The organism is Acinetobacter sp. YH12064 (genome assembly GCF_013419735.1).
Taxonomy (GTDB): Bacteria; Pseudomonadota; Gammaproteobacteria; order Pseudomonadales; family Moraxellaceae; genus Acinetobacter; species Acinetobacter amyesii.
Genome location: NZ_VOZP01000002.1, coordinates 1 through 22189, shown reverse-complemented (window position 1 = coordinate 22189; position 22189 = coordinate 1). Strand labels below are relative to the sequence as shown.

The 22189-nt window shown below is 40.2% G+C and carries 20 protein-coding genes and 1 tRNA gene; 8 read left to right on the top strand and 13 right to left on the bottom strand.

Annotation, left to right across the window (positions count from 1 at the left end; all coding sequences use genetic code 11):
- Positions 1 to 21 precede the first annotated feature (21 nt).
- The 3 genes from greA to carA all read right to left on the bottom strand — a co-directional run bounded on the left by greA (position 22) and on the right by carA (position 4992).
- Positions 22 to 498, bottom strand: coding sequence for a transcription elongation factor GreA (gene greA, locus FTU13_RS01730; protein WP_078192164.1), 477 nt, complete (start codon positions 496 to 498; stop codon positions 22 to 24).
- Between the two features lie 107 nt (positions 499 to 605).
- Positions 606 to 3836: a carbamoyl-phosphate synthase large subunit gene (gene carB / locus FTU13_RS01725; RefSeq protein WP_180126327.1), complete on the bottom strand. Its 3231-nt coding sequence runs from the start codon at positions 3834 to 3836 to the stop codon at positions 606 to 608.
- Positions 3837 to 3849: 13 nt separating this feature from the next.
- Positions 3850 to 4992 (bottom strand): glutamine-hydrolyzing carbamoyl-phosphate synthase small subunit, encoded by a 1143-nt coding sequence (carA, locus tag FTU13_RS01720; protein WP_078192162.1) that lies wholly within the window; start codon positions 4990 to 4992, stop codon positions 3850 to 3852.
- Between the two features lie 309 nt (positions 4993 to 5301).
- Here carA and FTU13_RS01715 point away from each other — a divergent pair, with 309 nt between their 5' ends.
- Entirely contained in the window at positions 5302 to 5787 is a 486-nt protein-coding gene (locus FTU13_RS01715) for a hypothetical protein (protein WP_180126329.1), read from the top strand.
- A 239-nt stretch (positions 5788 to 6026) separates the two neighbouring features.
- On the opposite strand, the gene FTU13_RS01710 is transcribed toward FTU13_RS01715, so the two are convergent.
- Both FTU13_RS01710 and FTU13_RS01705 read right to left on the bottom strand, forming a co-directional pair.
- On the bottom strand, positions 6027 to 6566 hold the full coding sequence (locus tag FTU13_RS01710) for a DOMON-like domain-containing protein (RefSeq protein ID WP_180083791.1): 540 nt from the start codon (positions 6564 to 6566) through the stop codon (positions 6027 to 6029).
- 6 nt (positions 6567 to 6572) lie between these two features.
- The gene (locus tag FTU13_RS01705) at positions 6573 to 6896 is read right to left on the bottom strand and encodes a YhbY family RNA-binding protein (protein ID WP_078191340.1); all 324 of its coding nucleotides are present in this window, start codon (positions 6894 to 6896) and stop codon (positions 6573 to 6575) included.
- A gap of 195 nt (positions 6897 to 7091) precedes the next feature.
- On the opposite strand from FTU13_RS01705, the gene rlmE reads away from it, so the two are divergent.
- The 4 genes from rlmE to FTU13_RS01685 all read left to right on the top strand — a co-directional run bounded on the left by rlmE (position 7092) and on the right by FTU13_RS01685 (position 11146).
- Positions 7092 to 7742: a 23S rRNA (uridine(2552)-2'-O)-methyltransferase RlmE gene (gene rlmE / locus FTU13_RS01700; protein ID WP_078192159.1), complete on the top strand. Its 651-nt coding sequence runs from the start codon at positions 7092 to 7094 to the stop codon at positions 7740 to 7742.
- A gap of 136 nt (positions 7743 to 7878) precedes the next feature.
- Positions 7879 to 9777: an ATP-dependent zinc metalloprotease FtsH gene (gene ftsH / locus FTU13_RS01695; protein ID WP_078191443.1), complete on the top strand. Its 1899-nt coding sequence runs from the start codon at positions 7879 to 7881 to the stop codon at positions 9775 to 9777.
- Between the two features lie 112 nt (positions 9778 to 9889).
- Entirely contained in the window at positions 9890 to 10744 is an 855-nt protein-coding gene (folP, locus tag FTU13_RS01690) for a dihydropteroate synthase (RefSeq protein WP_218955104.1), read from the top strand.
- A gap of 87 nt (positions 10745 to 10831) precedes the next feature.
- Positions 10832 to 11146 carry a DUF5713 family protein gene (locus FTU13_RS01685; RefSeq protein WP_078191338.1) on the top strand — a complete coding sequence of 105 codons (315 nt, stop codon included), beginning with the start codon at positions 10832 to 10834 and terminating at the stop codon, positions 11144 to 11146.
- Between the two features lie 60 nt (positions 11147 to 11206).
- On the opposite strand, the gene FTU13_RS01680 is transcribed toward FTU13_RS01685, so the two are convergent.
- The 3 genes from FTU13_RS01680 to FTU13_RS01670 all read right to left on the bottom strand — a co-directional run bounded on the left by FTU13_RS01680 (position 11207) and on the right by FTU13_RS01670 (position 12953).
- On the bottom strand, positions 11207 to 11875 hold the full coding sequence (locus tag FTU13_RS01680) for a hypothetical protein (protein WP_180126331.1): 669 nt from the start codon (positions 11873 to 11875) through the stop codon (positions 11207 to 11209).
- Between the two features lie 88 nt (positions 11876 to 11963).
- A tRNA-Leu gene (locus tag FTU13_RS01675) sits at positions 11964 to 12049 on the bottom strand.
- Between the two features lie 169 nt (positions 12050 to 12218).
- The gene (locus tag FTU13_RS01670) at positions 12219 to 12953 is read right to left on the bottom strand and encodes a hypothetical protein (protein WP_180126333.1); all 735 of its coding nucleotides are present in this window, start codon (positions 12951 to 12953) and stop codon (positions 12219 to 12221) included.
- 195 nt (positions 12954 to 13148) lie between these two features.
- On the opposite strand from FTU13_RS01670, the gene FTU13_RS01665 reads away from it, so the two are divergent.
- Complete coding sequence (locus FTU13_RS01665) at positions 13149 to 13655, top strand: hypothetical protein (protein ID WP_078191335.1); 507 nt, start codon at positions 13149 to 13151, stop codon at positions 13653 to 13655.
- Between the two features lie 98 nt (positions 13656 to 13753).
- Here FTU13_RS01665 and FTU13_RS01660 read toward each other — a convergent pair whose 3' ends face one another.
- The 4 genes from FTU13_RS01660 to FTU13_RS01645 all read right to left on the bottom strand — a co-directional run bounded on the left by FTU13_RS01660 (position 13754) and on the right by FTU13_RS01645 (position 18145).
- Positions 13754 to 15094: a CitMHS family transporter gene (locus tag FTU13_RS01660; RefSeq protein ID WP_180126335.1), complete on the bottom strand. Its 1341-nt coding sequence runs from the start codon at positions 15092 to 15094 to the stop codon at positions 13754 to 13756.
- Positions 15095 to 15361: 267 nt separating this feature from the next.
- Positions 15362 to 15640 (bottom strand): hypothetical protein, encoded by a 279-nt coding sequence (locus tag FTU13_RS01655; protein WP_180126338.1) that lies wholly within the window; start codon positions 15638 to 15640, stop codon positions 15362 to 15364.
- A gap of 54 nt (positions 15641 to 15694) precedes the next feature.
- Positions 15695 to 17023: a hemolysin family protein gene (locus tag FTU13_RS01650; protein WP_180023248.1), complete on the bottom strand. Its 1329-nt coding sequence runs from the start codon at positions 17021 to 17023 to the stop codon at positions 15695 to 15697.
- 129 nt (positions 17024 to 17152) lie between these two features.
- Positions 17153 to 18145: a LysR family transcriptional regulator gene (locus FTU13_RS01645; protein WP_078191331.1), complete on the bottom strand. Its 993-nt coding sequence runs from the start codon at positions 18143 to 18145 to the stop codon at positions 17153 to 17155.
- 684 nt (positions 18146 to 18829) lie between these two features.
- Here FTU13_RS01645 and FTU13_RS01640 point away from each other — a divergent pair.
- Positions 18830 to 20434, top strand: a complete 1605-nt coding sequence (locus FTU13_RS01640; RefSeq protein ID WP_078192152.1) for an isocitrate lyase — start codon at positions 18830 to 18832, stop codon at positions 20432 to 20434.
- A gap of 139 nt (positions 20435 to 20573) precedes the next feature.
- Here the strand turns inward: FTU13_RS01640 and FTU13_RS01635 are convergent, their stop codons facing one another.
- Positions 20574 to 20948: a diacylglycerol kinase gene (locus FTU13_RS01635; RefSeq protein WP_078192151.1), complete on the bottom strand. Its 375-nt coding sequence runs from the start codon at positions 20946 to 20948 to the stop codon at positions 20574 to 20576.
- A 261-nt stretch (positions 20949 to 21209) separates the two neighbouring features.
- Here FTU13_RS01635 and FTU13_RS01630 point away from each other — a divergent pair.
- Positions 21210 to 22189: MBL fold metallo-hydrolase (locus FTU13_RS01630; protein ID WP_218955867.1), on the top strand; the 980-nt coding region annotated here is incomplete at its 3' end.

Below are 22189 nucleotides of genomic sequence, written 5' to 3'. Positions count from 1 at the left end.
AAAATTGCTTATCTTAATGAATTAAAGATATTCAACTTTAGAAATTTCATACTCAACTTCACCTTGTGGTGTGTTGATTTTTACATCGTCGCCTTCGTTTTTACCCAAAAGACCACGCGCAATTGGTGAATTCACAGAGATTTTGTTGATTTTAAAATCTGCTTCGTCATCACCAACGATTTTATAAGTCTTTTGTTCTTCAGTATCTAAGTTTTCAATGGTCACAGTCACACCGAAAACCACACGGCCATTTTGCTCAAGTGATTTAACATCAATTACTTGGCAAGCACCCAATTTACCTTCGATATCTTGGATACGGCCTTCACAGAAACCTTGTTGCTCGCGAGCAGCGTGGTATTCAGCGTTTTCTTTCAAATCCCCATGTTCACGCGCTTCAGCAATTGCTGCAGTAATACGTGGACGATCAACACTTTTAAGTTGCTGTAATTCTTTCTCTAGGGCAATTTTGCCTTCGGGAGTCATAGGATAACGTTGCATTGTTGTCCCTCATGTTTGTAAAAAGAAAAAATCAGTAAAATTTTTACTGACCTAGAAATGAAAAAAAGCCCGCCACCGAGAGGTAGCGGGACTTCTCGGTAACTTAATTAACCTTTAGTAAGGTCTTGTAAGCGGTATACATCCATTGGCAATTTGATTGCTAAAGCTTGGCATACTGCATCAGCACCGTTAAGGGTAGTTGTGTAATACACTTTACCTTGTAATGCAGAGCGACGGATCGAGAATGAATCTTCTTGAGCCTGTTTGCCTTCAGTTGTATTGATAATGAGGTGAACTTCGCCATTTTTCAAGCGGTCAACGATATTAGGACGGCCTTCAGTCACTTTGTTCACACGTTCACATTCAATACCAGCATCTTTAATCACATCATAAGTACCGCCAGTAGCGATCACTTTAAAGCCAAGATCTGTCAACTGTTTCGCAATACCAACAGCACGAGGCTTGTCAGAATGACGAACAGATAAGAATGCATGTTTAACTTCGCCTTCCGTTGGTAGGCCTGGTAAACGGTCATTAGAGCCTAACACAGCTTTATAGAACGCTTCACCAAATGTTTTACCTACACCCATCACTTCGCCTGTAGATTTCATCTCAGGGCCAAGAATTGGGTCAACACCAGGGAATTTGTTGAATGGGAACACAGCTTCTTTTACAGAGAAGTGTTCAGGAATAATCTCTGTAGTGAATCCTTGAGATTCTAGAGATTGACCTGCCATACAACGCGCAGCAACTTTCGCTAAAGATTCACCGATACACTTAGAAACGAACGGAACAGTACGTGATGCACGTGGGTTCACTTCTAGAATGTATACGTCAGTACCTTTAACCGCAAACTGTACGTTCATTAAACCAATTACGCCAAGCTCTTTTGCCATAGCGATGGTTTGACGACGCATTTCGTCCTGTACTTCTTGAGATAAAGAGTAAGGAGGAATAGAACATGCTGAGTCACCTGAGTGAATACCAGCTTGTTCGATATGCTGCATGATACCGCCGATCACAACGTCTTTACCGTCAGATACGCAGTCCACGTCAACTTCAATCGCATCGTCAAGGAAGTGGTCAAGAAGTACTGGCGCTTCGTTAGATGCTTGAACCGCATCACGTAAGTAACGTTTCAATTCTTCGTCGTTGTACACGATTTCCATCGCACGGCCACCAAGGACATAAGATGGACGTACCACAAGTGGGTAGCCAACTTTTGCTGCTTCAGCCATACCTTCTTCAGCAGATTTTACGATGCTGTTGTTTGGTTGACGAAGTTGTAGACGTTGAATCATTTGTTGGAAACGTTCACGGTCTTCTGCACGGTCAATCGCGTCAGGTGATGTACCGATAATTGGCGCACCAGCTTCTTCTAAAGCACGAGCCAATTTAAGCGGAGTTTGACCGCCGTACTGAACGATAATGCCTTTAGGCTTCTCGATACGTACGATTTCAAGTACATCTTCCAAAGTGATTGGTTCGAAGTACAAACGATCTGATGTGTCGTAATCCGTAGAAACCGTTTCAGGGTTACAGTTCACCATGATAGTTTCATAGCCGTCTTCACGCATTGCAAGGGCAGCGTGTACACAGCAGTAATCGAATTCGATACCTTGACCAATACGGTTAGGACCGCCACCGATGACCATGATCTTGTCGCGAGTAGACGGATTCGCTTCACATTCTTCATCGTAAGTTGAGTACATGTAAGCTGTATCAGATTCGAATTCAGCCGCACATGTATCTACACGTTTGTAAACAGGGGTCACGCCCAAGTTCCAACGGTGTTTACGGAATTGTTTTTGTGAAATACCCATCAATTTCGCAATACGAAGGTCAGATAAACCTTTGCGTTTGAACGAACGGATGTTATCAGTGTTTAAGTCACCAAAACCTAAAGATTTGATTTTCTCTTCAGTTTTGATGATGTCTTCGATTTGGATCAAGAACCAACGGTCAATATTCGTCGCAGCGAACACTTCATCTAACGTGAAACCATGACGGAATGCATCGCCAACGTACCAAATACGCTCAGGACCAGGCACTTTAAGTTCTTGAAGGATTTTTTCTTTCGCACCTTCAGTACCCACTTCGATTTTTTCATCAAAGCCAGCAGCACCCACTTCAAGACCACGAAGCGCTTTTTGTACTGACTCTTGGAAGTTACGGCCAATTGCCATGACTTCACCCACAGATTTCATCTGTGTAGTTAAAGTTGCATCAGCTTGTGGGAATTTCTCGAAGTTGAAACGAGGAATCTTAGTCACAACATAGTCAATCGCAGGTTCGAATGATGCAGGAGTTGTACCGCCAGTGATGTCATTTTTCAATTCATCAAGGGTATAACCGACTGCCAATTTCGCTGCAATTTTTGCAATTGGGAAACCGGTTGCTTTAGATGCCAAAGCAGATGAACGAGAAACACGAGGGTTCATCTCGATCACAACCATACGGCCATCTTTCGGGTTAATACCGAACTGAACGTTCGAACCACCCGTTTCTACACCAATTTCACGAAGTACTGCTAAAGAGGCATTACGTAAAAGTTGGAATTCTTTGTCTGTTAATGTTTGTGCAGGGGCAACAGTGATTGAGTCACCTGTGTGCACGCCCATTGGGTCAAAGTTTTCAATGGTACATACAATGATACAGTTGTCGTTTTTGTCACGAACAACTTCCATTTCGTACTCTTTCCAACCAATCAATGATTCATCAATTAAAAGTTGGTGAGTAGGAGAAAGGTCGAAACCGCGTTCACAGATCTCGATAAATTCTTCTTTGTTGTATGCGATACCACCGCCTGAACCACCCATCGTAAATGATGGACGGATAATCACAGGGAAACCGAAGCGTGCTTGAATTTCTAACGCTTCTTCCATTGATTCAGCGATGTCAGCTTTTGGACATTCAAGACCAATTTTACGCATTGCTTGGTCGAAGAGTTTACGGTCTTCGGCTTTTTCAATTGCTTCTTTAGTCGCGCCGATCAATTCAACATTGTATTTTTCTAAAATGCCGTGCTCATCAAGGGCGAGGGCACAGTTCAATGCAGTTTGACCACCCATTGTTGGAAGAACTGCATCTGGGCGTTCTTTCTCAATGATCGCTGCAACAGTTTGCCACGTAATCGGTTCGATATACGTTGCATCTGCCATTGCAGGGTCAGTCATAATCGTTGCAGGGTTAGAGTTAACAAGAATAACTCGGTAACCTTCTTCACGAAGCGCTTTACACGCTTGCGCGCCTGAATAGTCAAACTCACACGCCTGACCAATCACAATCGGACCAGCACCAATAATTAAGATGCTTTTAATGTCTGTACGTTTAGCCATGATGCTTCCTTAATTACTTCTTAGATGCTTCGATAAGTTCGATGAAATGATCGAAAAGTGGTGCGCAGTCATGTGGACCAGGGCTTGCTTCTGGGTGACCTTGGAAACTGAACGCAGGTTTGTCTGTACGATGAATCCCTTGAAGGGTTTGGTCGAACAGCGATTTGTGCGTAGCTTTCAAGTTTGCAGGAAGAGTTTCTGCATCCACTGCGAAGCCGTGGTTTTGAGAAGTAATCATCACTGTACCATTTTCTAAGTTTTGTACAGGATGGTTAGCACCGTGGTGACCGTGAGGCATTTTCACAGTTTTTGCACCTGATGCAAGTGCAAGAATTTGGTGACCTAAGCAAATACCGAATACAGGTACATTACGTGCGTCTTCTACAATTGTTTTTACAGCTTCAATTGCATAATCACATGCTGCTGGATCGCCGGGGCCGTTCGATAAGAACACGCCATCTGGATTCAGCGCAAGTACATCAGCAGCAGGAGTTTGCGCAGGCACGACAGTCAATTTACAACCGCGGTCTGCGAGCATACGTAAGATGTTGGTTTTGACACCGTAATCGTATGCAACAACATGGAATTTAAGTTCTGGTTGAGCGAAACCTTTACCAAGCGCCCAAGAGCCTTCAGTCCACTCGAAACCGGTCGGATCACAGCATTCTTTTGCAAGGTCTAAACCATTAAGACCACCAAAAGCACGTGCTTTAGCTAACGCTTCTTCTTCAGTCGCGTTTTCACCAGCAAGGATACAACCGTTTTGCGCACCTTTTGATCGCAGAATACGCGTTAATTTACGAGTATCAATATCTGCGATAGCAACAACATTGTGTTGTTTAAGGTAATCACTTAGTGATTGCTCAGCACGGAAGTTGCTATGCAATAAAGGTAGGTCACGAATGATCAATCCGTTGGCCCATACTTTATGAATTCGACCTGACTCAGCGTCTTCATCATTACAACCTGTGTTACCGATATGTGGGTAAGTTAGGGTCACAAGTTGTTGTGCATAACTTGGGTCAGTCAAAATTTCTTGATAGCCAGTCATGGCAGTGTTGAAAACGACTTCACCAGTCGTACTACCCGATGCGCCAATTGAAGTACCTTTAAAAATAGTACCATCGGCAAGGGCTAAAATTGCTGGGGTGCTCAAACCAAAGCTCCTGAAATTTAGGCTGTAAAAAAGCGAGAAGACGAAAAAAAAGGAAGGCTGCTTAAAAACCTACCCTCCTTACATCTGCTCGCTTGAACTTAACACGGCATTATACGCAGAAAGCCACTGAAAGTCCATTGTAAATATTAGGAATAAAGCAGATAAAGCGCTTGCATTTTAGAATAAAGTTTGGTTTTGCAAAATCGTAGAAAAATGTAAGCAATTAATTATTGTCAGACAAATCATAAATTAAAATTTATCAAAAAGCGCTAATGTGGTTCGGTCAGCAAAAACTACAGGTACAAAGTCATGGCAACACAACAAAAACAAACGGCGGCTAAATCCTCCCTGAAAGAAGTCGTTATCGAAGGTGCTGAAAAGCTTGAACAAGTTACAAAAGAAGCGAGTGTTCAAGCCACAGAAGCGGTTACTGAAAGCAAAGAAAAGATCGGAGCAGAGGCAAAGCAGTTGAATGCCAGTGTGCAAGATCAATTGCGTCATTTGAAGCAAGATGTATTGAATAAACTTGATCAGTTAAAAGTTCAGTTTGGTTCATCGCAAAAAGATTTTAGTGAACTCAAAGAGTTTGTGAAAACTGAGTTTAATACGGTTATTGATGATCTTTCAAAACTTGGAAAAGAGCTGAAAGAAGATGTGACCCAAATTTCAGGAAAGCACAAAGATCATTTAACAGAAACATTTAAGCGTTCTAAGGAACATACTTTGGAAGCGTGGAAAAAAATTTCACCAGTGAAAGCTGAAGTTACGGATCAAACCACAAATCTTAAAAGTTAATTGTGAATGACATGAATTTTAAAGCGCTTAAGCTAAGTCTAGTCATTCTAGGGAGCTGGATTGGGTGAGAGCGAATTAAACTTAAAGTTAACGCTATATATGCATAAGGGAGCCATTAATGGCTCCCTTATTGTGAATAGTACATTTAAGTACAAAGCACTTATTTAAAAATAAGCAGGCAATAAAAAAGCAAAAGATCGTACTTTTGCTTTTTATCGAAGATCAAAACATTAAAAAGTTTAGAACTGATGTAGCCAATCACGTTTGTTGTGAAAGTCAGCATTTGGACTACTATGCTGCATGGCATAGTACTGTTCACCTTGAGAGGTTTTCAGTACTGCAGTTAGACCAATATAGAGATCTTCCCATTTAAGTTTGTACTTCAGCATAAATTCTGTCAGATCAAGACTGACATTTAAGCCATAGTGCGTCCGTTTCAACTGATTCAGTTCGATATCGTAAGCAGCTTGTGGCGGCATATCTTCTGGATAGCGATATTCTTCAAACTGGTAAACCTGCCAAGCTTGTGAAGGGGAGAGGTTGATTTCACGATAAAAGTCTTCGTTGCGTACACCAATAAAAACTTCTAGGCAGGTCTGTTCCCACAAAAAATCGATTCGTGGGTGAGCTGATACCAATTCTGGCCATTGAATCAGTTGATTTGGGTCTCGAATCCAATAACCCACATTTAAAGTATATGGGCTTTGTTGTTCGATAGCACCTACGACTGATACAGCCTGAAAGCGACGATCAAAAGCGCTGAGTTCAAAACTTGCCATAAATGTTTAGTTAGACAGGTGTGCGTAGCGAACAAGGTTAGACAGTTTTGCATTTTGTTTTGCCGCTTTGCGGTAAATCAAAGCAATCTTACCAATCGTTTGAACAACTTCAGAACCTGAAACTGTCGCAATTTCAGTAATCATTGCAGCACGAGCTTCACGGTCTTCTGCCACAACTTTCACTTTAATTAACTCATGGTCGTTTAACGCACGGTTTAATTCTTCAACAACGCTTTCTGATAAGCCTTTGTCCGCAACCATTACAACTGGGTTTAGGGTGTGACCAATTTGACGTAAGCGTTTACGTTCTTGAATAGATAAAGCCGCCATAAATATAACCTAATTTTAAAAACGACCTAGTATAGCAAAATCAAAGTTGAAGCGCTGTATTTAATCGGCATTTTCTCGATGAAGATTATTGAAAAAAACATGATTTAAGATGCTTTTTAGATACACATGTCTACTGCAAAAGTGCTGAATTTCACGTACAATCAAGACTGAGAAGTTTTTTTTATTTAGAGAGTTATGGCTACCCGCATTACTAACCAGAAATTATCCAAAAGTAGTCGTGACTGGATGCGTGAGCATCTTGATGACCCCTTTGTGAAAAAAGCACAAAAGGAAGGATATCGTGCGCGTGCCGCTTATAAATTGCTTGAAATTCAAGAAAAATACAAATTGATCAAGCCAGGCATGACCGTTGTCGACTTAGGTGCTGCACCAGGTAGTTGGTCGCAAATTGCCGGTAAACTTGTTGGCGACAAAGGTTTGGTGATTGCTTCTGATATTTTACCCATGGATGCTTTACCCGATGTGACCTTCTTGCAAGGTGACTTTCGTGAACAAGAAGTGTTCGATGAATTGTTAAAAATTTTAGATGGACGTACTGTAGACGTTGTAATTTCAGATATGGCCCCCAATACATCAGGTAATAAGGCTGTAGATCAACCGCGTCAGATTTATCTTTGTGAATTAGCAATCGACTTTGCTCAAAAGGTTCTTGGACCAAATGGACAATTTGTTGTTAAAGTGTTCCAAGGTGTTGGATTTGATGAATACCGTAAGCAAGTTGTAGACACATTTGATGTGCTGAAAACAGCAAAACCGGCGGCTTCACGTGCTCGATCTAAAGAAGTGTTTTTAATCGGGCAGGGACGTAAGAAAGCTTTCAAGTAAAGTTTACTTGCCAACTCGTTAAAAATTGTGCATTTTGTACGTTTTTAAATTATTGCGAAGCTACTCTGCAGCGTAAGTATTAGAGTCACCCATGTAAATGGGATTGAACGAATTAGATAGAAATGGGAATAAAGCTTTGAGCGATCTTTTTAAGAATGCCGTGTTGTGGCTGGTTATCCTAGGCGTGCTGGTTTTAATCTTCAGCAACGTCAGTGACCGCAATCAACCGACCGCGATGAACTATTCTGAGTTCGTGGCAGCCGTAAATGCGGGTCAGATTAAACAAGTCACCATTGATGGCGAAAGAATTCGTGGCGAAAAATCAAACGGTTCTGAGTTTGAAAGTATCCGTCCTGCGGTTCAAGATCCTGAACTTATGCCGAACCTAATCAAGAACAATGTTGTTGTTGAAGGTACAGCGCCACAGCGTCAAAGTATTTTGATGCAACTTCTGATTGCAAGTTTCCCTGTTCTTTTAATCATTCTGTTATTCATGTTCTTTATGCGCAACATGGGTGGTGGGGCTGGTGGTAAGAATGGCCCAATGAGTTTTGGTAAGTCAAAAGCAAAAATGCTGTCTGAAGACCAAATCAAAGTGACATTTACTGATGTTGCGGGCTGTGATGAAGCTAAACAAGAAGTTGTTGAAATCGTTGACTTCCTAAAAGATCCATCTAAGTTCAAACGACTTGGTGCAAGCATTCCGAAAGGTGTGCTTATGGTTGGTCCTCCGGGTACAGGTAAAACTTTACTTGCTAAAGCGATTGCGGGTGAAGCGAAAGTACCGTTCTTTAGTATTTCGGGTTCTGACTTTGTTGAAATGTTCGTGGGTGTGGGTGCGTCTCGTGTCCGTGACATGTTTGAACAAGCAAAGCGTCATGCGCCATGTATCATTTTCATTGATGAGATCGATGCTGTTGGTCGTCACCGTGGTTCAGGTACAGGCGGTGGTAATGATGAGCGTGAGCAAACATTAAACCAAATGTTGGTTGAAATGGATGGCTTTGAAGGCAACGAAGGTATTATCGTCATTGCTGCAACAAACCGTGCTGACGTATTGGATAAAGCTTTACTTCGTCCAGGTCGTTTTGACCGTCAAGTGATGGTATCTCTACCGGATATTAAAGGTCGTGAGCAAATCCTGAATGTACATTTGAAAAAATTACCTTCTGTGACTGGTGTAGATGTCAAAGTCTTAGCACGTGGTACACCGGGCTTCTCGGGTGCACAGTTGGCTAACCTTGTAAACGAAGCGGCACTGTTTGCTGCACGTCGTAACAAGAACACGGTCGATATGCATGACTTTGAAGATGCAAAAGATAAGCTTTACATGGGTCCTGAACGTAAATCGATGGTGATTCGTGAAGAAGAACGTCGTGCGACGGCTTATCATGAAGCAGGTCATGCAATTGTTGCTGAAATATTGCCGGGTACAGACCCTGTGCATAAAGTGACAATCATGCCGCGTGGTTGGGCACTGGGTGTGACTTGGCAGTTGCCTGAACATGACCAAACCAGCCATTACAAAGACAAAATGTTGAATGAACTTTCAATTTTGTTTGGTGGTCGTATTGCAGAAGAAGTCTTCATTAACCAAATGTCGACTGGTGCTTCAAATGACTTTGAACGTGCAACGAAAATGGCACGAGCAATGGTTACTAAATACGGTATGTCCGATAAAATGGGTGTCATGGTTTACGAAGATGATTCACAGCAGTCATTCATGGGTGGTTTAGGAAGTCGTGTGATTTCTGAAGCAACGCAGCTTGAAGTTGACCGTGAAGTTCGTCGTATTTTAGATGAGCAATATAAAGTTGCTCGCGATATTCTTGAAAATAACAAAGATATTGCACATGCCATGGTGAAAGCATTGCTTGAATGGGAAACCATTGATCGTGATCAAATCCGTGACATTATGGAAGGTCGTGAACCTCAACCACCAAAAGTGTACATCGCTGAAAATCCAGTGATTGATGTCACACCAACGGATGGTCCAGATGTTCCACCACCATTACCGTCATTGCCAAAAGCATAAAATTTTAAAACCACCTTCGGGTGGTTTTTTTATATGAAAATAAATGCATGTGAACGAAATGCTGAGCAAACTTAGCGTTAAAATAAGCGCAGCAAAATCTTGGATGTGTAATATGAAGTTGGTGTCTTTGCCTAATAAAATTTTAAACTGTGGTAATTTGCAATTAGATTTGTCAGAGCCACATGTGATGGGGATTTTAAATGTCACACCGGACTCTTTTAGTGATGGTGGCAAACATAATGGTAAAGACCAAGCTATAGCACATGCCTTACAAATGATAGTGGATGGCGCGACAGTGATTGATGTCGGTGGTGAGTCAACACGTCCGGGTGCATCTGTTGTTGAGGTTGAAGAGGAAATTCGACGGGTCGTACCCGTCGTTGAAGCCTTATCCAAACACAATGTGGTGATTTCTATTGATACCTCACAACCTGAGGTGATTGAGGCAGCGGTTCAGGCAGGTGCGCATATCTGGAATGATGTACGTGCATTAACTCGGCCGAATGCCTTAGAAACCGCTGCAAAACTGGATATTCCAGTGATCATTATGCATATGCGCGGCGAACCCACCACGATGAATAATCTAGATCAGTATCAAGATGTTGTGGCTGATGTCATTGATGAATTAAAGCAACGCGTGCAAAATGCATTGGACGCAGGCGTGCGTGCAGAAAATATTATGATTGATCCGGGTTTTGGTTTTGCTAAAAATGCGCAGCAAAACTTAAAGCTTTTACAGCAATTCTATCAATTGAATGACATGGGCTATCCGATCCTGTCTGCATTATCACGTAAGCGTTTTATCGGTGAAGCACTTGGAGGTGCAGATGCACAAAATCGCGCTGTAGGCTCGGTTGCAGCGCATCTACTCAGCATTCAACAAGGTGCATGTATGGTTCGCGCACATGACGTCAAAGCGACGGTAGATGCGATACGTGTTTGGCAAGCCATGCAGAATGCAGACTGATTTGAAAATACTGAATCCCAATAAATTTGGTGAATTGTAGTATTTGTGTTATATAAGCGCCCTGAATGTTTTGTGATAGAGTTTCGTATGTTTGCAGATTTACTGCTACCCATGTTTGATGATGAATATTACCCAGATGTGTTGGTTGCAGAGGTGAAGTTATTGGTTGTTCAATTTGCGAAGAAAATTGCAAAAGCAGATTTAAGTTCAACTGATATCTACCATTTTGCCAATGAAACGGTTGCACAGCTCAATAAGATGAAACCTCAATTTGAAGATTTAGATTCGTCTTTGGATGATACGGCTGCAGATTATATTGCAGAAGCCATGATGATGGTGCTGCAAGACGAAGGCCATATGGATATTGAAATGGAAGAGTTAGTTGCTAACCGAGAATGGTAATTGAACTTTAAAAAAAGCCCTGTAGTGACAGGGCTTTTTTGTGTCTAGGGATTTAAAAAATTATTTAGCTTTGTCTATAAAATCTTTAAACGATGATTTGATCGATGCTGATAGTTTCTGTTCTTCTTGTATGGCTTGTAAGTGTAGGGCGTAGAAATACATTTGATGCTCTTTTTGTTTTAAAGATTGTTGATAAGACCAAAATGCCAGTTGGCGAAGCTTTTGTAGTTTTACTCGTTCAATGGCGCTGCTTTCAGGTTTATAAAATAATTCAGTAAATACACATAAAAACAGACTGAAAAAAAGTCCACAGAGACTGATGAGGTTTAATACATCTGTTTGTAGATACTTAAAGTTTATAGCAAGGAGAAGTGTGAATCCGCCAAGGAGATACAGTTGTATTTGCAGACGCGGAACTGCGGACTTACTGCTAAAACGTGCTTGATAATGTGCATACCAGACATAGCAATAGATCAAAGGAAGAATAATCAATACACCAAAATTGAACGCCATTTTGGCGTCGTGTATTGAAAGTGCCGTTGATAGCATCTGGCCAAGTACAGCGCTGCCAAGAGAGATTAAAAGTATCAGGCAAAAGCTAAAGATTAAAATGGGTGCAGTGGGTGTGAGATTGATGATTTTAAAATGCGCAAACAGCAGCCGTTGATAAAAGGCATCGGGATGCTTAAGTTGTAGTGCAGGGAGATTAAAATCTGAAGGTATTGGCATTGAATAATAATAGATTTATAAATTTTAGGCATAAAAAAACCAGCAAATTGCTGGATCTTTTATTGCACCAATCTTAGAAGTATAAGAATGGTGCCCGAGGCCAGACTCGAACTGGCACGCTTTGTGGGCGGGGGATTTTAAATCCCCTGTGTCTACCGATTTCACCACTCGGGCATGTGCGCAATAATAGAGGACGAAATGGAGCTTGGCAAGTGTATTTGATGGTGTTTGTTTTAAAATCAATCAATTCATGCATATAAGTTGAAAATATTCAAAAATATTGATGTATTGACTGACATTTTGAGCAGTGAATTAAAGTTTTTTTCACTACACCAAAGTCGACTTATTTCATTAACTCATCAAGATAATGTTCAACATTTTGGTGCTTTAGCTTTTTACATAGCTGATTTTCCTGTTGTAGCATTTGTATGTGCAAATTTTGGAACTGGGTAAAGCGCTCAGATAACTGTTTATGATTTACTTGATTTGGATTACTGAGTGTCAAACGTAATTTTGCTTTAAGCATTTGTTTATACGACCAGTAAGCAATACGACGTGTCTCTTGTAGAAAATAGTATTCTTGCGTGTTACTTCCACCTTTGAATAGATTTTCTTTATAAAAACGCACAAAGCCGAAACTCATGGCGAAAAAGAACAATACAGATTGAACGAAGGTACTTTGTAAAAAGGCGATATTGAGTAACTGTAATAAAATCACGATCGCAAGTCTGAACGGCGTATTCTTCAAACTTTGATACAGTGACATCGAACTGTGTTTGATTTGCTTGATAACTAAAGGCACAACCAGCATGAAAAACAGCATAATACTTAATACAGCAATACCATGAGCTCGAAACTCACTCATTTCTGGAAAATACAGTTGCACTGCATGACCAATACTCATGCTCAAAGAAATAAAAATCATCGCCGCCAAAACCCAAGGAATGAGTTCTTTGAGTTCGTCTAAAATGCCTTGAGTTTTCAGTTGGCTATAAAATAAATAATTATGTTTAAAGGCTGCTGGATATTGCTGTTTCAGTTGTTGAAGGTAAAGTGCAGCCTGTTTCTTTTGAGCCATATTGTGACGTTAGTATTAAAGCGTGAAAGTAATATAGTTGATTTCGATATTTTTGACATAATTTTTTTCTAAATCATGTTGTATATCTGAACATTATAAGAGAAAACGCAATTTCTATAGCGAAGGTCGCAGTTTTCATGCTGCTTTTATGCGAAAATACATACTTATTGAATATTAAGTTTTTATAGGCAGTTTATGACTGATCACTCTCCTGAAACATTAAGCGATATCGAAATTCTAGACATTCTTCAGTCGATGAAATCAGATGTTTTAAATACTGAAGCAAATGAAGTGATTCGTAGTGGGGGAAAAGCTGGTCGTCAAGAAGCACACAAACAAGCTTTGGTGAAATTAAATCAAGCATTTGAAGATAAATTTGTTGAAGCTGTGACTTTGGCTTTAGGCTTAAATGAAGGCCAAAGTAAAAAAATCCGCTACAAAAAAGATCGTATCCGTATTTTGAAAGTTCGTGGTATCGATTATTTAGCGATTGATGGTGCTGAAACTGCACAAGTATTGTCGCAAGTTGCACAAGCGATTGTACGTGAAGACGCAACGGTGACTCATGACCTGCATAATATTTTCCCATTTTGGAAAGAAGGCTGGCCAATGGTGCAATTCGACAATGTCTATAAAATTTTAGAAGATGACATTCGTATTCATTATGAAGCAGTTCTAGAAGCATTAATTTCAAAGCATTAATCACTACAAATGAACCTGTGAGTGTAAAACACTGGCTAGTTCATTTATTGTTAAGCATAAAAAAAGCACCTGATGGTGCTTTTTTTATCTTTAACTTTTTAAGTTAAGCTCGAATAAAATGGAAACATTCCAAAGATCAGACCTGCTGCTAACATGACAAAACACGTGATTACAGCCCAGATAATGGTAAATTTCTGATGTTGTCCAAACTCGATACCCGCAAGTCCACAGAGTAAATAGGTCGAAGGGACAAGTGGAGAGAGTAGGTGTACAGGTTGCCCTACGATGGAGGCACGTGCCATTTCTACAGGTGCAATTCCATAATGAGCTGCTGCATCGGAAAGAATTGGTAAAACCCCAAAATAGAAAGCATCATTCGACATAAAGAAAGTCATCGGCATACTGATGACAGCGGTAATCGGTGCTAAATAGGGACCCATACTTTCAGGGATAATTGCCACAAGTTGTTTGGACATGGCTTCTACCATGCCTGTTCCAGCTAAAATTCCGGTAAAAATACCTGCAGCAAAAATAATGCCGACCACGTTTAAAGCACTACCTGCATGATGTGCGATTAACTTTTTCTGCAAGTCGACATTTTTGTAGTTGACGACTAGCGCAATACATAAAGCCACCATGAATAAAATAGGCATAGGTAAAATACTAAAAACCAGAAAAATCATCAGAACGACGGTTAACAGTGCATTAAACCAACGTAGATCTGCGCGGTTGGCTTCTGGATTATCTGAGATTTGAATGTTTTCACCATGGCTGATATCCAATTGGACAATTCCTAGACGCTTTCTTTCCATGCGACCATACATCGTTCCTAAGAAATACAACCAGCCGATGGCAAATAACATCGGTAAAACCATCGGAACAAAAACATCACTTGGGTCGACATGAAGTGCGCTGGCGGCGCGGGCTGTAGGCCCACCCCATGGCGTAAGGTTCATAATGCCGCTAGAGAGCATAATCAAACATGCCATAATCAGTGGGCTCATACCTAAGCGCATATAGAGTGGCAGCATGGCCGCAACACAGATCATATATGTTGTAGAACCATCTCCATCCAAAGAGACAATTAACGTCAGGGTAATGGTTCCAAGAACGACTTTTAAGGGATCACCTTTGACCATTTTTAAAATAAATTTCACCGAAGGGTCGAACAAACCTGTATCAATCATGATGGCAAAATACAGAATCGCAAAAAGCAGCATGATGCCAGTCGGTGCAAGTTTTTTTACACCTTCAATCATCATGTCGCCAATTTCATTTATTTGTATGTGTGACAAGCTGTCAAAATAAAAACCAAGTAACCACGCAATCAAGGCAAAAAGTAGGGGAATTAAAGTCAGTGCGACAAGTGGGCTTAAGCGTTTCGACATGATCAAATACATAAAACACAAGATCATGCCCAAACCGAGTACGGTTAACATGGTTCATTCCTTTGAAATATAAAGCTGTTTTTAAATCCAAGGGCAGAGCATAAAGAGAAATTTCATCAGTCAAAACAAAGGTGAGAAAATGTGAAATACATCACTATTTTGATGAAAAATAGTCATTAATAATGAAGATATTAAGGAAGGCCGGTTTTTCGATTTATTTTAATTTTTATTCAAAAAAAGTGGTCTGTTTACATATATTCAACATCTGTAGAGAACTGTAAGTGCGGTGTAGATCCAGTTTGATCACAATAATTGCACTTAAGCAAAAATAGACAGTAGGGTCCGAATCGGCCAACTAAAAAATCGGAACCAAAAAATTAAGGGATTATAAAAAAACAGACCAAAACGCATGGTTTCGTCATATTGTTGTCTGCCACGTTCATAAGGATAAGGCGTTAAAAACCAAGCAGTGACGATCAGTGCAACACCGACCAATAGAAATAAAGGTTGTGGATGAGCTTTGAAAAAATAATAGATTAGATAAGCCCCAGTATAAAAACTAAAGCAAGTCAAAATCGCTTTAAGTGAAAAAGACATCTTCGTATTCCATCGTATTTATATTTTATTGTTTTAGAAAAAAGAAGAATCGAATTAATCCGATTCTTCTGGTGTATCAAGTTCAGTTTCAGTCTGTTGTAAGCGGGTCACTAATAATTGGTCAATTTTAAAGTGGTCTACATCAACAACTTCAAATTTGTAGCCATGATAAGTAACAAAGTCAGCTGGACGTGGAATTTTACGCAGTTTAAACATCATAAAGCCCGCAAGGGTTTCATAGTTTTCTTCATCGGGCATTTCATCTAAAGCGAGGGCATGCTTTAAATCTTCAATTGGTGTACTGCCATCGATAAGCCAAGAATCTGCATCACGTTTAATAATTTGTTGTTCTGCTTCAATCGGTGTTACCCAGTCGCCCATCACGGTAATCATGATGTCGGAGAGGGTAATAACGCCAACAACCAATGCATATTCGTTAATTACAACGGCAAATTTTTCTTTGGTTGAACGGAAACGATCGAGTAATTCAGACAGTGTTAAGGTATCTGGAATCGTGAGAACATTACGAATAGTATTTTCGTTGAGTTGTAAAAGTGACTGATTGTTGAGGATACGAACCAAAATATCTTTGGCATCTACATAGCCAATCACGTCATCAATATTTTCACTACAGACCAAAAACTTCGAATATGGAAATTCAGCGAGTTTTTGACGAATACTGGCTTCTGATTCTTTTAGGGTAAAGTACACCACGTTTTCACGTGTAGTCATACTTGAAGGGACGTTACGTTCTTCCAGCTCAAATACGTTTTCAATAAAGTGGTGTTCTTGCTTTTGAAGTACACCAGCTTGAGCACCGGCATCCATCACGGCTGAAATGTCGTCAAAGGTAATATTGTCATCACGTGTTGTATTCACTTTGAATAAACGAAACAACAAATTGGCAATGGCATTAATCACCCACGCCATTGGCTTACACACCTTAATAAAGATTTGAATCGGGTCTACAACAGCAACGGCAATTTTTTCAGGTGCAATCATCGCCAAACGTTTTGGCATCAAATCAGCAAATAGAATGAATAAGGATGTGACTAAAGTAAACGACAGAGTGAAACCGATAGTTTCAGTCCACGGGCCCTGATAAAAACGAGTGACTAAGCTAATGAAATAAGGACGAAAAGCACCTTCACCCAAAATACCGCCAAGAATTGCCACGGCATTTAAGCCAATTTGTGATGCGGCGAAAAAGTCTGCTGAGTTGGCTTGTAAGTCAAGCACACGTTGTGCACGTGAATCTCCAGATTCAGCCAAAATTTTAAGTTTTACTTTTCGTGCACCCGCAAGGGCAATTTCTGTTAGTGAAAGAAAACCCGCACCGACGATCAGGAGAATAATAATGACAATATTTTGGAAAAGGCTCACGAATACACCTGTTTGTGATTCATTCTATTTTTCTGTATTTCTAACACAAAAATGGGCAAGGTAGTAGTCTTAACTACTACCTATATAGTGACAGTATACGTTTGAATTAATAAGGAATTAAAGAATTAATTACTGATACTGTGAAAACTGAGAGTTATTCATTAAGTATTCGCGGTTTTCTTCTTCAATCATTTGACGTGCAACATACAAGATAAGTTGACGTAACCAGCGATGAGCAGGGTGATGATGAAGTAATGGACACCAAGCCATTTTTAATTCAAATTCAGGAATATAGAATGGTGGATCACGAAGTAACAGGTTTTGACTTTTGGCTTGAAGTCGAGCAATGCGGCTTGGCAGAGTTGCAACCAAGTCAACATTCGATGCCAATAAGCCCGGCATTTGATAATGACGGGTGAAAACTGAAATTTTACGTTTTTGGCCAATACGTTCTAAGGCTTGATCAATCCAACCTAGACCCGCTTGTTTTTCTGGGTTGACACCAAAACCGACACCCATACCTGTTTTAGACACCCAAATGTGTTGTGCATCCAGATAGCTTTTCAGGTTTAAATTATTTGCAGCAGGATGCTTGGCATTTAAAAGGCATGAAAAACTGTCACGCCAGACCAAAACTTGGTGGAAACTTTGCGGAATTTCATTAAAGCGGTTAATCGCCAAGTCGACTTTACCTTGTTCCATATCTCGATAAGACACATCACTAGGCGTTAAAAAATCGAGAACCACATTGGGTGCTTCTGAGCGCAAAGCTTTTACTAGGCGCGGCACCAGTGTTGCTTCAGCATAATCTGAAGTCATGATGCGGAAGACACGATTTGAGGTGTAAGGGCGGAACTCGGTACGGGGTTCCAAAATCATCGAAAGGTCAGAAAGTGCATCACGGATACGTGGCTGTAATTCAAGCGCACGTTCTGTAGGTGTCATACCTTCTGAAGAACGAATAAGAAGTGGATCATTAAATAAGTTGCGTAGACGACGTAAAATATTACTCATCGCAGGCTGAGTTACACCCAGTTGCTCGGCAGCACGAGTCACATTTTTTTCACGAAGAAGTACATCAAGATAAATTAATAGATTGAGATCGACCCGCTCCAGATTCATAAAATAAATACCGACAATAAAATCATGAAATTTATCTGATTATGCCATAACTACTAAGGCTTGTGTAAAAAATGGATGAAAAAATGACGTGTACTTTTGTACTAAAATTCAGCAGTTTTAAGACAAATTTGCTGAAGTCGTAGCACATACTTCTTAAATACTTATTACCTGTTTAGACCGATATTTTTAAAGTGAATGAAATAAAAATACGGAGCAATTTTGTTTATGTGATGCGATGTTCATAAAACAAAAAAATTAGATGAAATATCTCATTTGCATGATCATTTGAAGACAGAATAACCAAGTATTTAGCTCGGTAAATTTGGGCAAAAAAGGCGTAAAAAATGCTGTTTTTTTTAAAAGTGAATGCTCAGTCGACTTAAGTCTAATGAAGAATAATTCATCAGAGTGTTTGTAAAATAGACAAAAAAATCAGCCAAATTTATTGATAAAATTATTTAAATACAAATACTTCTGAATATTGGTTAATTGTTATAATACGACTTTAATCTACATATTTTTTAAATAAATACTGAAAATTAATGCAGAATATTGGATTAATTTTTTTAGTCAATCTACTCTGTGTCTATCGCAACGAAGTGTTCTAAATCTGAACAATCATTCGAGGGTATGATTTTAGCCTTACGTTGCAGAAAAATCCTAATATTATTACAGGAACATATCATGTCTACATACTTAACAGCGATTGATGCAATCCGTGAATTAAAAGCAAAATTCGGAAGCACTTGGCGCGATATTAGCCCAGAAGATGCTGCACGTATGCAAATGCAAAACCGTTTCAAAACTGGTTTAGACATTGCGAAATATACAGCTGCAATTATGCGTCGTGATATGGCTGCTTATGATGCTGATTCTAGCAAATACACTCAATCATTAGGTTGCTGGCACGGTTTTATCGCACAACAAAAAATGATTGCGAACAAAAAATACTTCGGTACAACTGAACGTCGTTATATCTACCTTTCTGGTTGGATGGTTGCAGCTCTTCGTTCAGAATTTGGTCCACTTCCTGACCAATCTATGCACGAAAAAACTTCAGTTCCTGCATTGATCGAAGAAATCTACACTTTCCTTCGCCAAGCTGATGCGAAAGAATTAAACGACTTATTCCGTGCGCTTAAAAAAGCAAACGAAGCAGGTGATACTGCTAAAGCTGCAGAAATCACTGCTCAAATCGACAACTTCCAAACTCACGTTGTGCCAATTATTGCGGACATCGACGCTGGTTTCGGTAACGAAGAAGCGACTTACTTACTAGCTAAGAAAATGATCGAAGCGGGTGCTTGTGCACTACAAATCGAAAACCAAGTATCTGACGCTAAACAATGTGGTCACCAAGCTGGTAAAGTTACAGTTCCACACGAAGACTTCATCGCGAAAATCCACGCTCTTCGCTATGCATTCTTAGAAATGGGTCTTGATGACGGTATCATCGTTGCTCGTACTGACTCTGAAGGCGCTGACTTGACTCAAAAAATCCCAGTGGTTAAAGAGCCAGGCGACATCGCTTCTCAATACATCAGCTACTTAGACACAACTGAAATTGACATTTCAGAAGCTCAAGAAGACGAAATCCTAATCAAGCGTAACGGGAAACTTCACCGTCCAAAACGTCTTGCTTCTGGCTTGTACCAGTTCCGTCCAGACACGCAAATCGACCGCGTTGTACTTGACTGTGTATCTAGCCTTCAAAATGGTGCTGACCTTCTTTGGATCGAAACTGCGACTCCAAACGTTGAAGAAATTGCTCACATGGTTAACCGTGTACGTGAAGTTGTTCCAAATGCGAAACTTGTTTATAACAACTCTCCATCATTCAACTGGACATTAAACTTCCGTCAACAAGCGTACGATCGTTGGGTTGCTGAAGGTAAAGACGTATCTGCATACGACCGCGCTAAATTAATGAGCGCTGAGTACGATAACTCTGAATTGGCTGCTGAAGCTGACGAAAAAGTTCGTACATTCCAAGCAGATGCTTCTCGTGAAGCGGGTGTGTTCCATCACTTAATTACACTTCCGACTTACCACACAGCTGCACTTTCTACGCATGAACTTGCTCAAGGTTACTTCGGTTCTGAAGGTATGTTGGCTTATGTTGCTGGCGTACAACGTAAAGAAATCCGTGGCGGTATCGCTTGTGTGAAACACCAAGCAATGGCGGGTTCTGACATCGGTGACGACCACAAAGAAATCTTCGCTGGTGACAACGCGCTTAAAGCGGGTGACGATGCGAAAAACACAATGAACCAATTCGCTGCTCACTAAGCATTGAACTGATTCGAAAAAAGCCCAGCGAAAGCTGGGTTTTTTTATGGCTTTAAAATCTTCTTAAATCCATTTATTGAAGTGTGTCGATATAAAAAAGCAGGGCATAACCCTGCAAATATAATGAGACCCCCTTTATTTAAGGCAAAAGGATAATTAACCAAGTAAAAAAAATAATTGCTAAAGCGACAAATTGAGCTGCACTTCCCATATCTTTGGCAATTTTAGAAAGTGGATGCTTGTCTAAAGATACCCGGTCGACCACGGCTTCAATAGCAGAATTGAATAACTCAACAATTAAGGCAAATAAACACACCACTACCATAAGGACATGTTCAACACGACTCACATCGAGTAAGCAACTGGTGGGAATAAGCACAATATTCATCCAGACAATTTGTCGAAATGCAGCTTCATTTTGATAAGCAGCTTTGAATCCGTCGAGGGAATATTGCGTTGCATTAAAAATTCGTTTAAGTCCAGATTTACCTTTAAACGGGGAAATTTCACTCATAGTACTGTACAGACGTATAGATTTAAAAACTGGCGAAAATATAGCATGCCAAGCTTAAAGTTTTCTTGCATTCAGCTTTTATTTTATTAGGCTTAAAAGTTTAGGATGATTTACATGTGCCTGTATCAAGTTAGTGCTATGTTTATCCAGTATGAGACTTAAAATTTGCCTGAATTTCAGGCACAATAAAGGCGTTTAAAATTTTTAATTTTGAAGCCTTTGCTTCATTGTATGAAATAATAAAAGTGATATAGGTCAACAATGAAAAATTTTAGTTTTGCTGTGCTTGCAGCAACACTTTTAACCAGCCAGTTTGTCAGTGCAGAGCCGGCAGTTATTCAAACGGAAATCAAAACGAATGTGACACAGCCCATGGGATTTTATCCTTTCCAAGTGGGTGCATATAAAGTCATTGCTTTAAAAGATGGGACACTCGAATTAAGTCCTGATTTGTTTAAACAAAATTTAACTCCAGAAGAAGTCAGTGCTTTATTCCAAAAGCTTGCGGTTGATCAGAGCAAAGGCATACAAACCAGTGTCAATGCCTATCTGATTGATGATGGACAAGGCGGCATCAGTCTTGTTGATAGTGGTGCAGCCAGTTGTTTTGGACCAAACTTAGGTTCTATTGCACAAAATATTGAAGCGGCCGGCTATAAGCTTAATCGTGTACGCAGTGTTTTCTTAACCCATTTACATCCAGATCATGCATGTGGCATTGCGAAACAAGGCAAGGCCGTGTTTCCAAATGCAACGGTCTACGTCAATGAGCAAGAAAGTCAGTATTGGTTAAGTGAAAATACCGTCGACACTTTGGCTGCTGAAAAACGTGAAGGTTATTTAGCGACCGTTGCAAAAATTAAAGCTGCGATTGCGCCTTATCAAACTATGCGAAGTTTTAAGACCTTTAGCGTTGGTTCGGTGATTAATGGCTTAGAAGTACTACCGAGTGTTGGGCATACACCAGGGCATTATTCTTTTATCTTAAAGTCGCAAGCTAAAAGTTTTGCTATCCTCGGGGATGTGGTTCATTCGTATCATTTACAGTTTGAACAACCCAAGTTATCTGTTGATTTTGATGTCGATCCGGTCAAAGCCAGTGAAACTCGTTTAGCAATTTTTAAACGTTTTGCTCAAGAGCAAACCTTCGTTGCATTTGCACATTTACCATTTCCGGGTATTGGTAAAATTAGTGAAATGAATGATGGTCAGTTCCGTTGGAACCCGCTAAATTTAGCTCC

Coding starts and splice junctions, on each gene's coding strand:
- FTU13_RS01680 (WP_180126331.1), bottom strand. CDS start 11,875: ATGCCAATACCTTCAGATTTTAATCTCCCTGCACTACAACTTAAGCAT.
- FTU13_RS01670 (WP_180126333.1), bottom strand. CDS start 12,953: ATGGCTCAAAAGAAACAGGCTGCACTTTACCTTCAACAACTGAAACAG.
- FTU13_RS01705 (WP_078191340.1), bottom strand. CDS start 6,896: ATGGCGGCTTTATCTATTCAAGAACGTAAACGCTTACGTCAAATTGGT.
- FTU13_RS01655 (WP_180126338.1), bottom strand. CDS start 15,640: ATGTCTTTTTCACTTAAAGCGATTTTGACTTGCTTTAGTTTTTATACT.
- carB (WP_180126327.1), bottom strand. CDS start 3,836: ATGGCTAAACGTACAGACATTAAAAGCATCTTAATTATTGGTGCTGGT.
- FTU13_RS01710 (WP_180083791.1), bottom strand. CDS start 6,566: ATGGCAAGTTTTGAACTCAGCGCTTTTGATCGTCGCTTTCAGGCTGTA.
- FTU13_RS01660 (WP_180126335.1), bottom strand. CDS start 15,094: ATGTTAACCGTACTCGGTTTGGGCATGATCTTGTGTTTTATGTATTTG.
- FTU13_RS01645 (WP_078191331.1), bottom strand. CDS start 18,145: ATGAATCTGGAGCGGGTCGATCTCAATCTATTAATTTATCTTGATGTA.
- FTU13_RS01635 (WP_078192151.1), bottom strand. CDS start 20,948: ATGAGTGAAATTTCCCCGTTTAAAGGTAAATCTGGACTTAAACGAATT.
- greA (WP_078192164.1), bottom strand. CDS start 498: ATGCAACGTTATCCTATGACTCCCGAAGGCAAAATTGCCCTAGAGAAA.
- FTU13_RS01640 (WP_078192152.1), top strand. CDS start 18,830: ATGTCTACATACTTAACAGCGATTGATGCAATCCGTGAATTAAAAGCA.
- folP (WP_218955104.1), top strand. CDS start 9,890: ATGAAGTTGGTGTCTTTGCCTAATAAAATTTTAAACTGTGGTAATTTG.
- rlmE (WP_078192159.1), top strand. CDS start 7,092: ATGGCTACCCGCATTACTAACCAGAAATTATCCAAAAGTAGTCGTGAC.
- FTU13_RS01715 (WP_180126329.1), top strand. CDS start 5,302: ATGGCAACACAACAAAAACAAACGGCGGCTAAATCCTCCCTGAAAGAA.
- FTU13_RS01685 (WP_078191338.1), top strand. CDS start 10,832: ATGTTTGCAGATTTACTGCTACCCATGTTTGATGATGAATATTACCCA.
- FTU13_RS01665 (WP_078191335.1), top strand. CDS start 13,149: ATGACTGATCACTCTCCTGAAACATTAAGCGATATCGAAATTCTAGAC.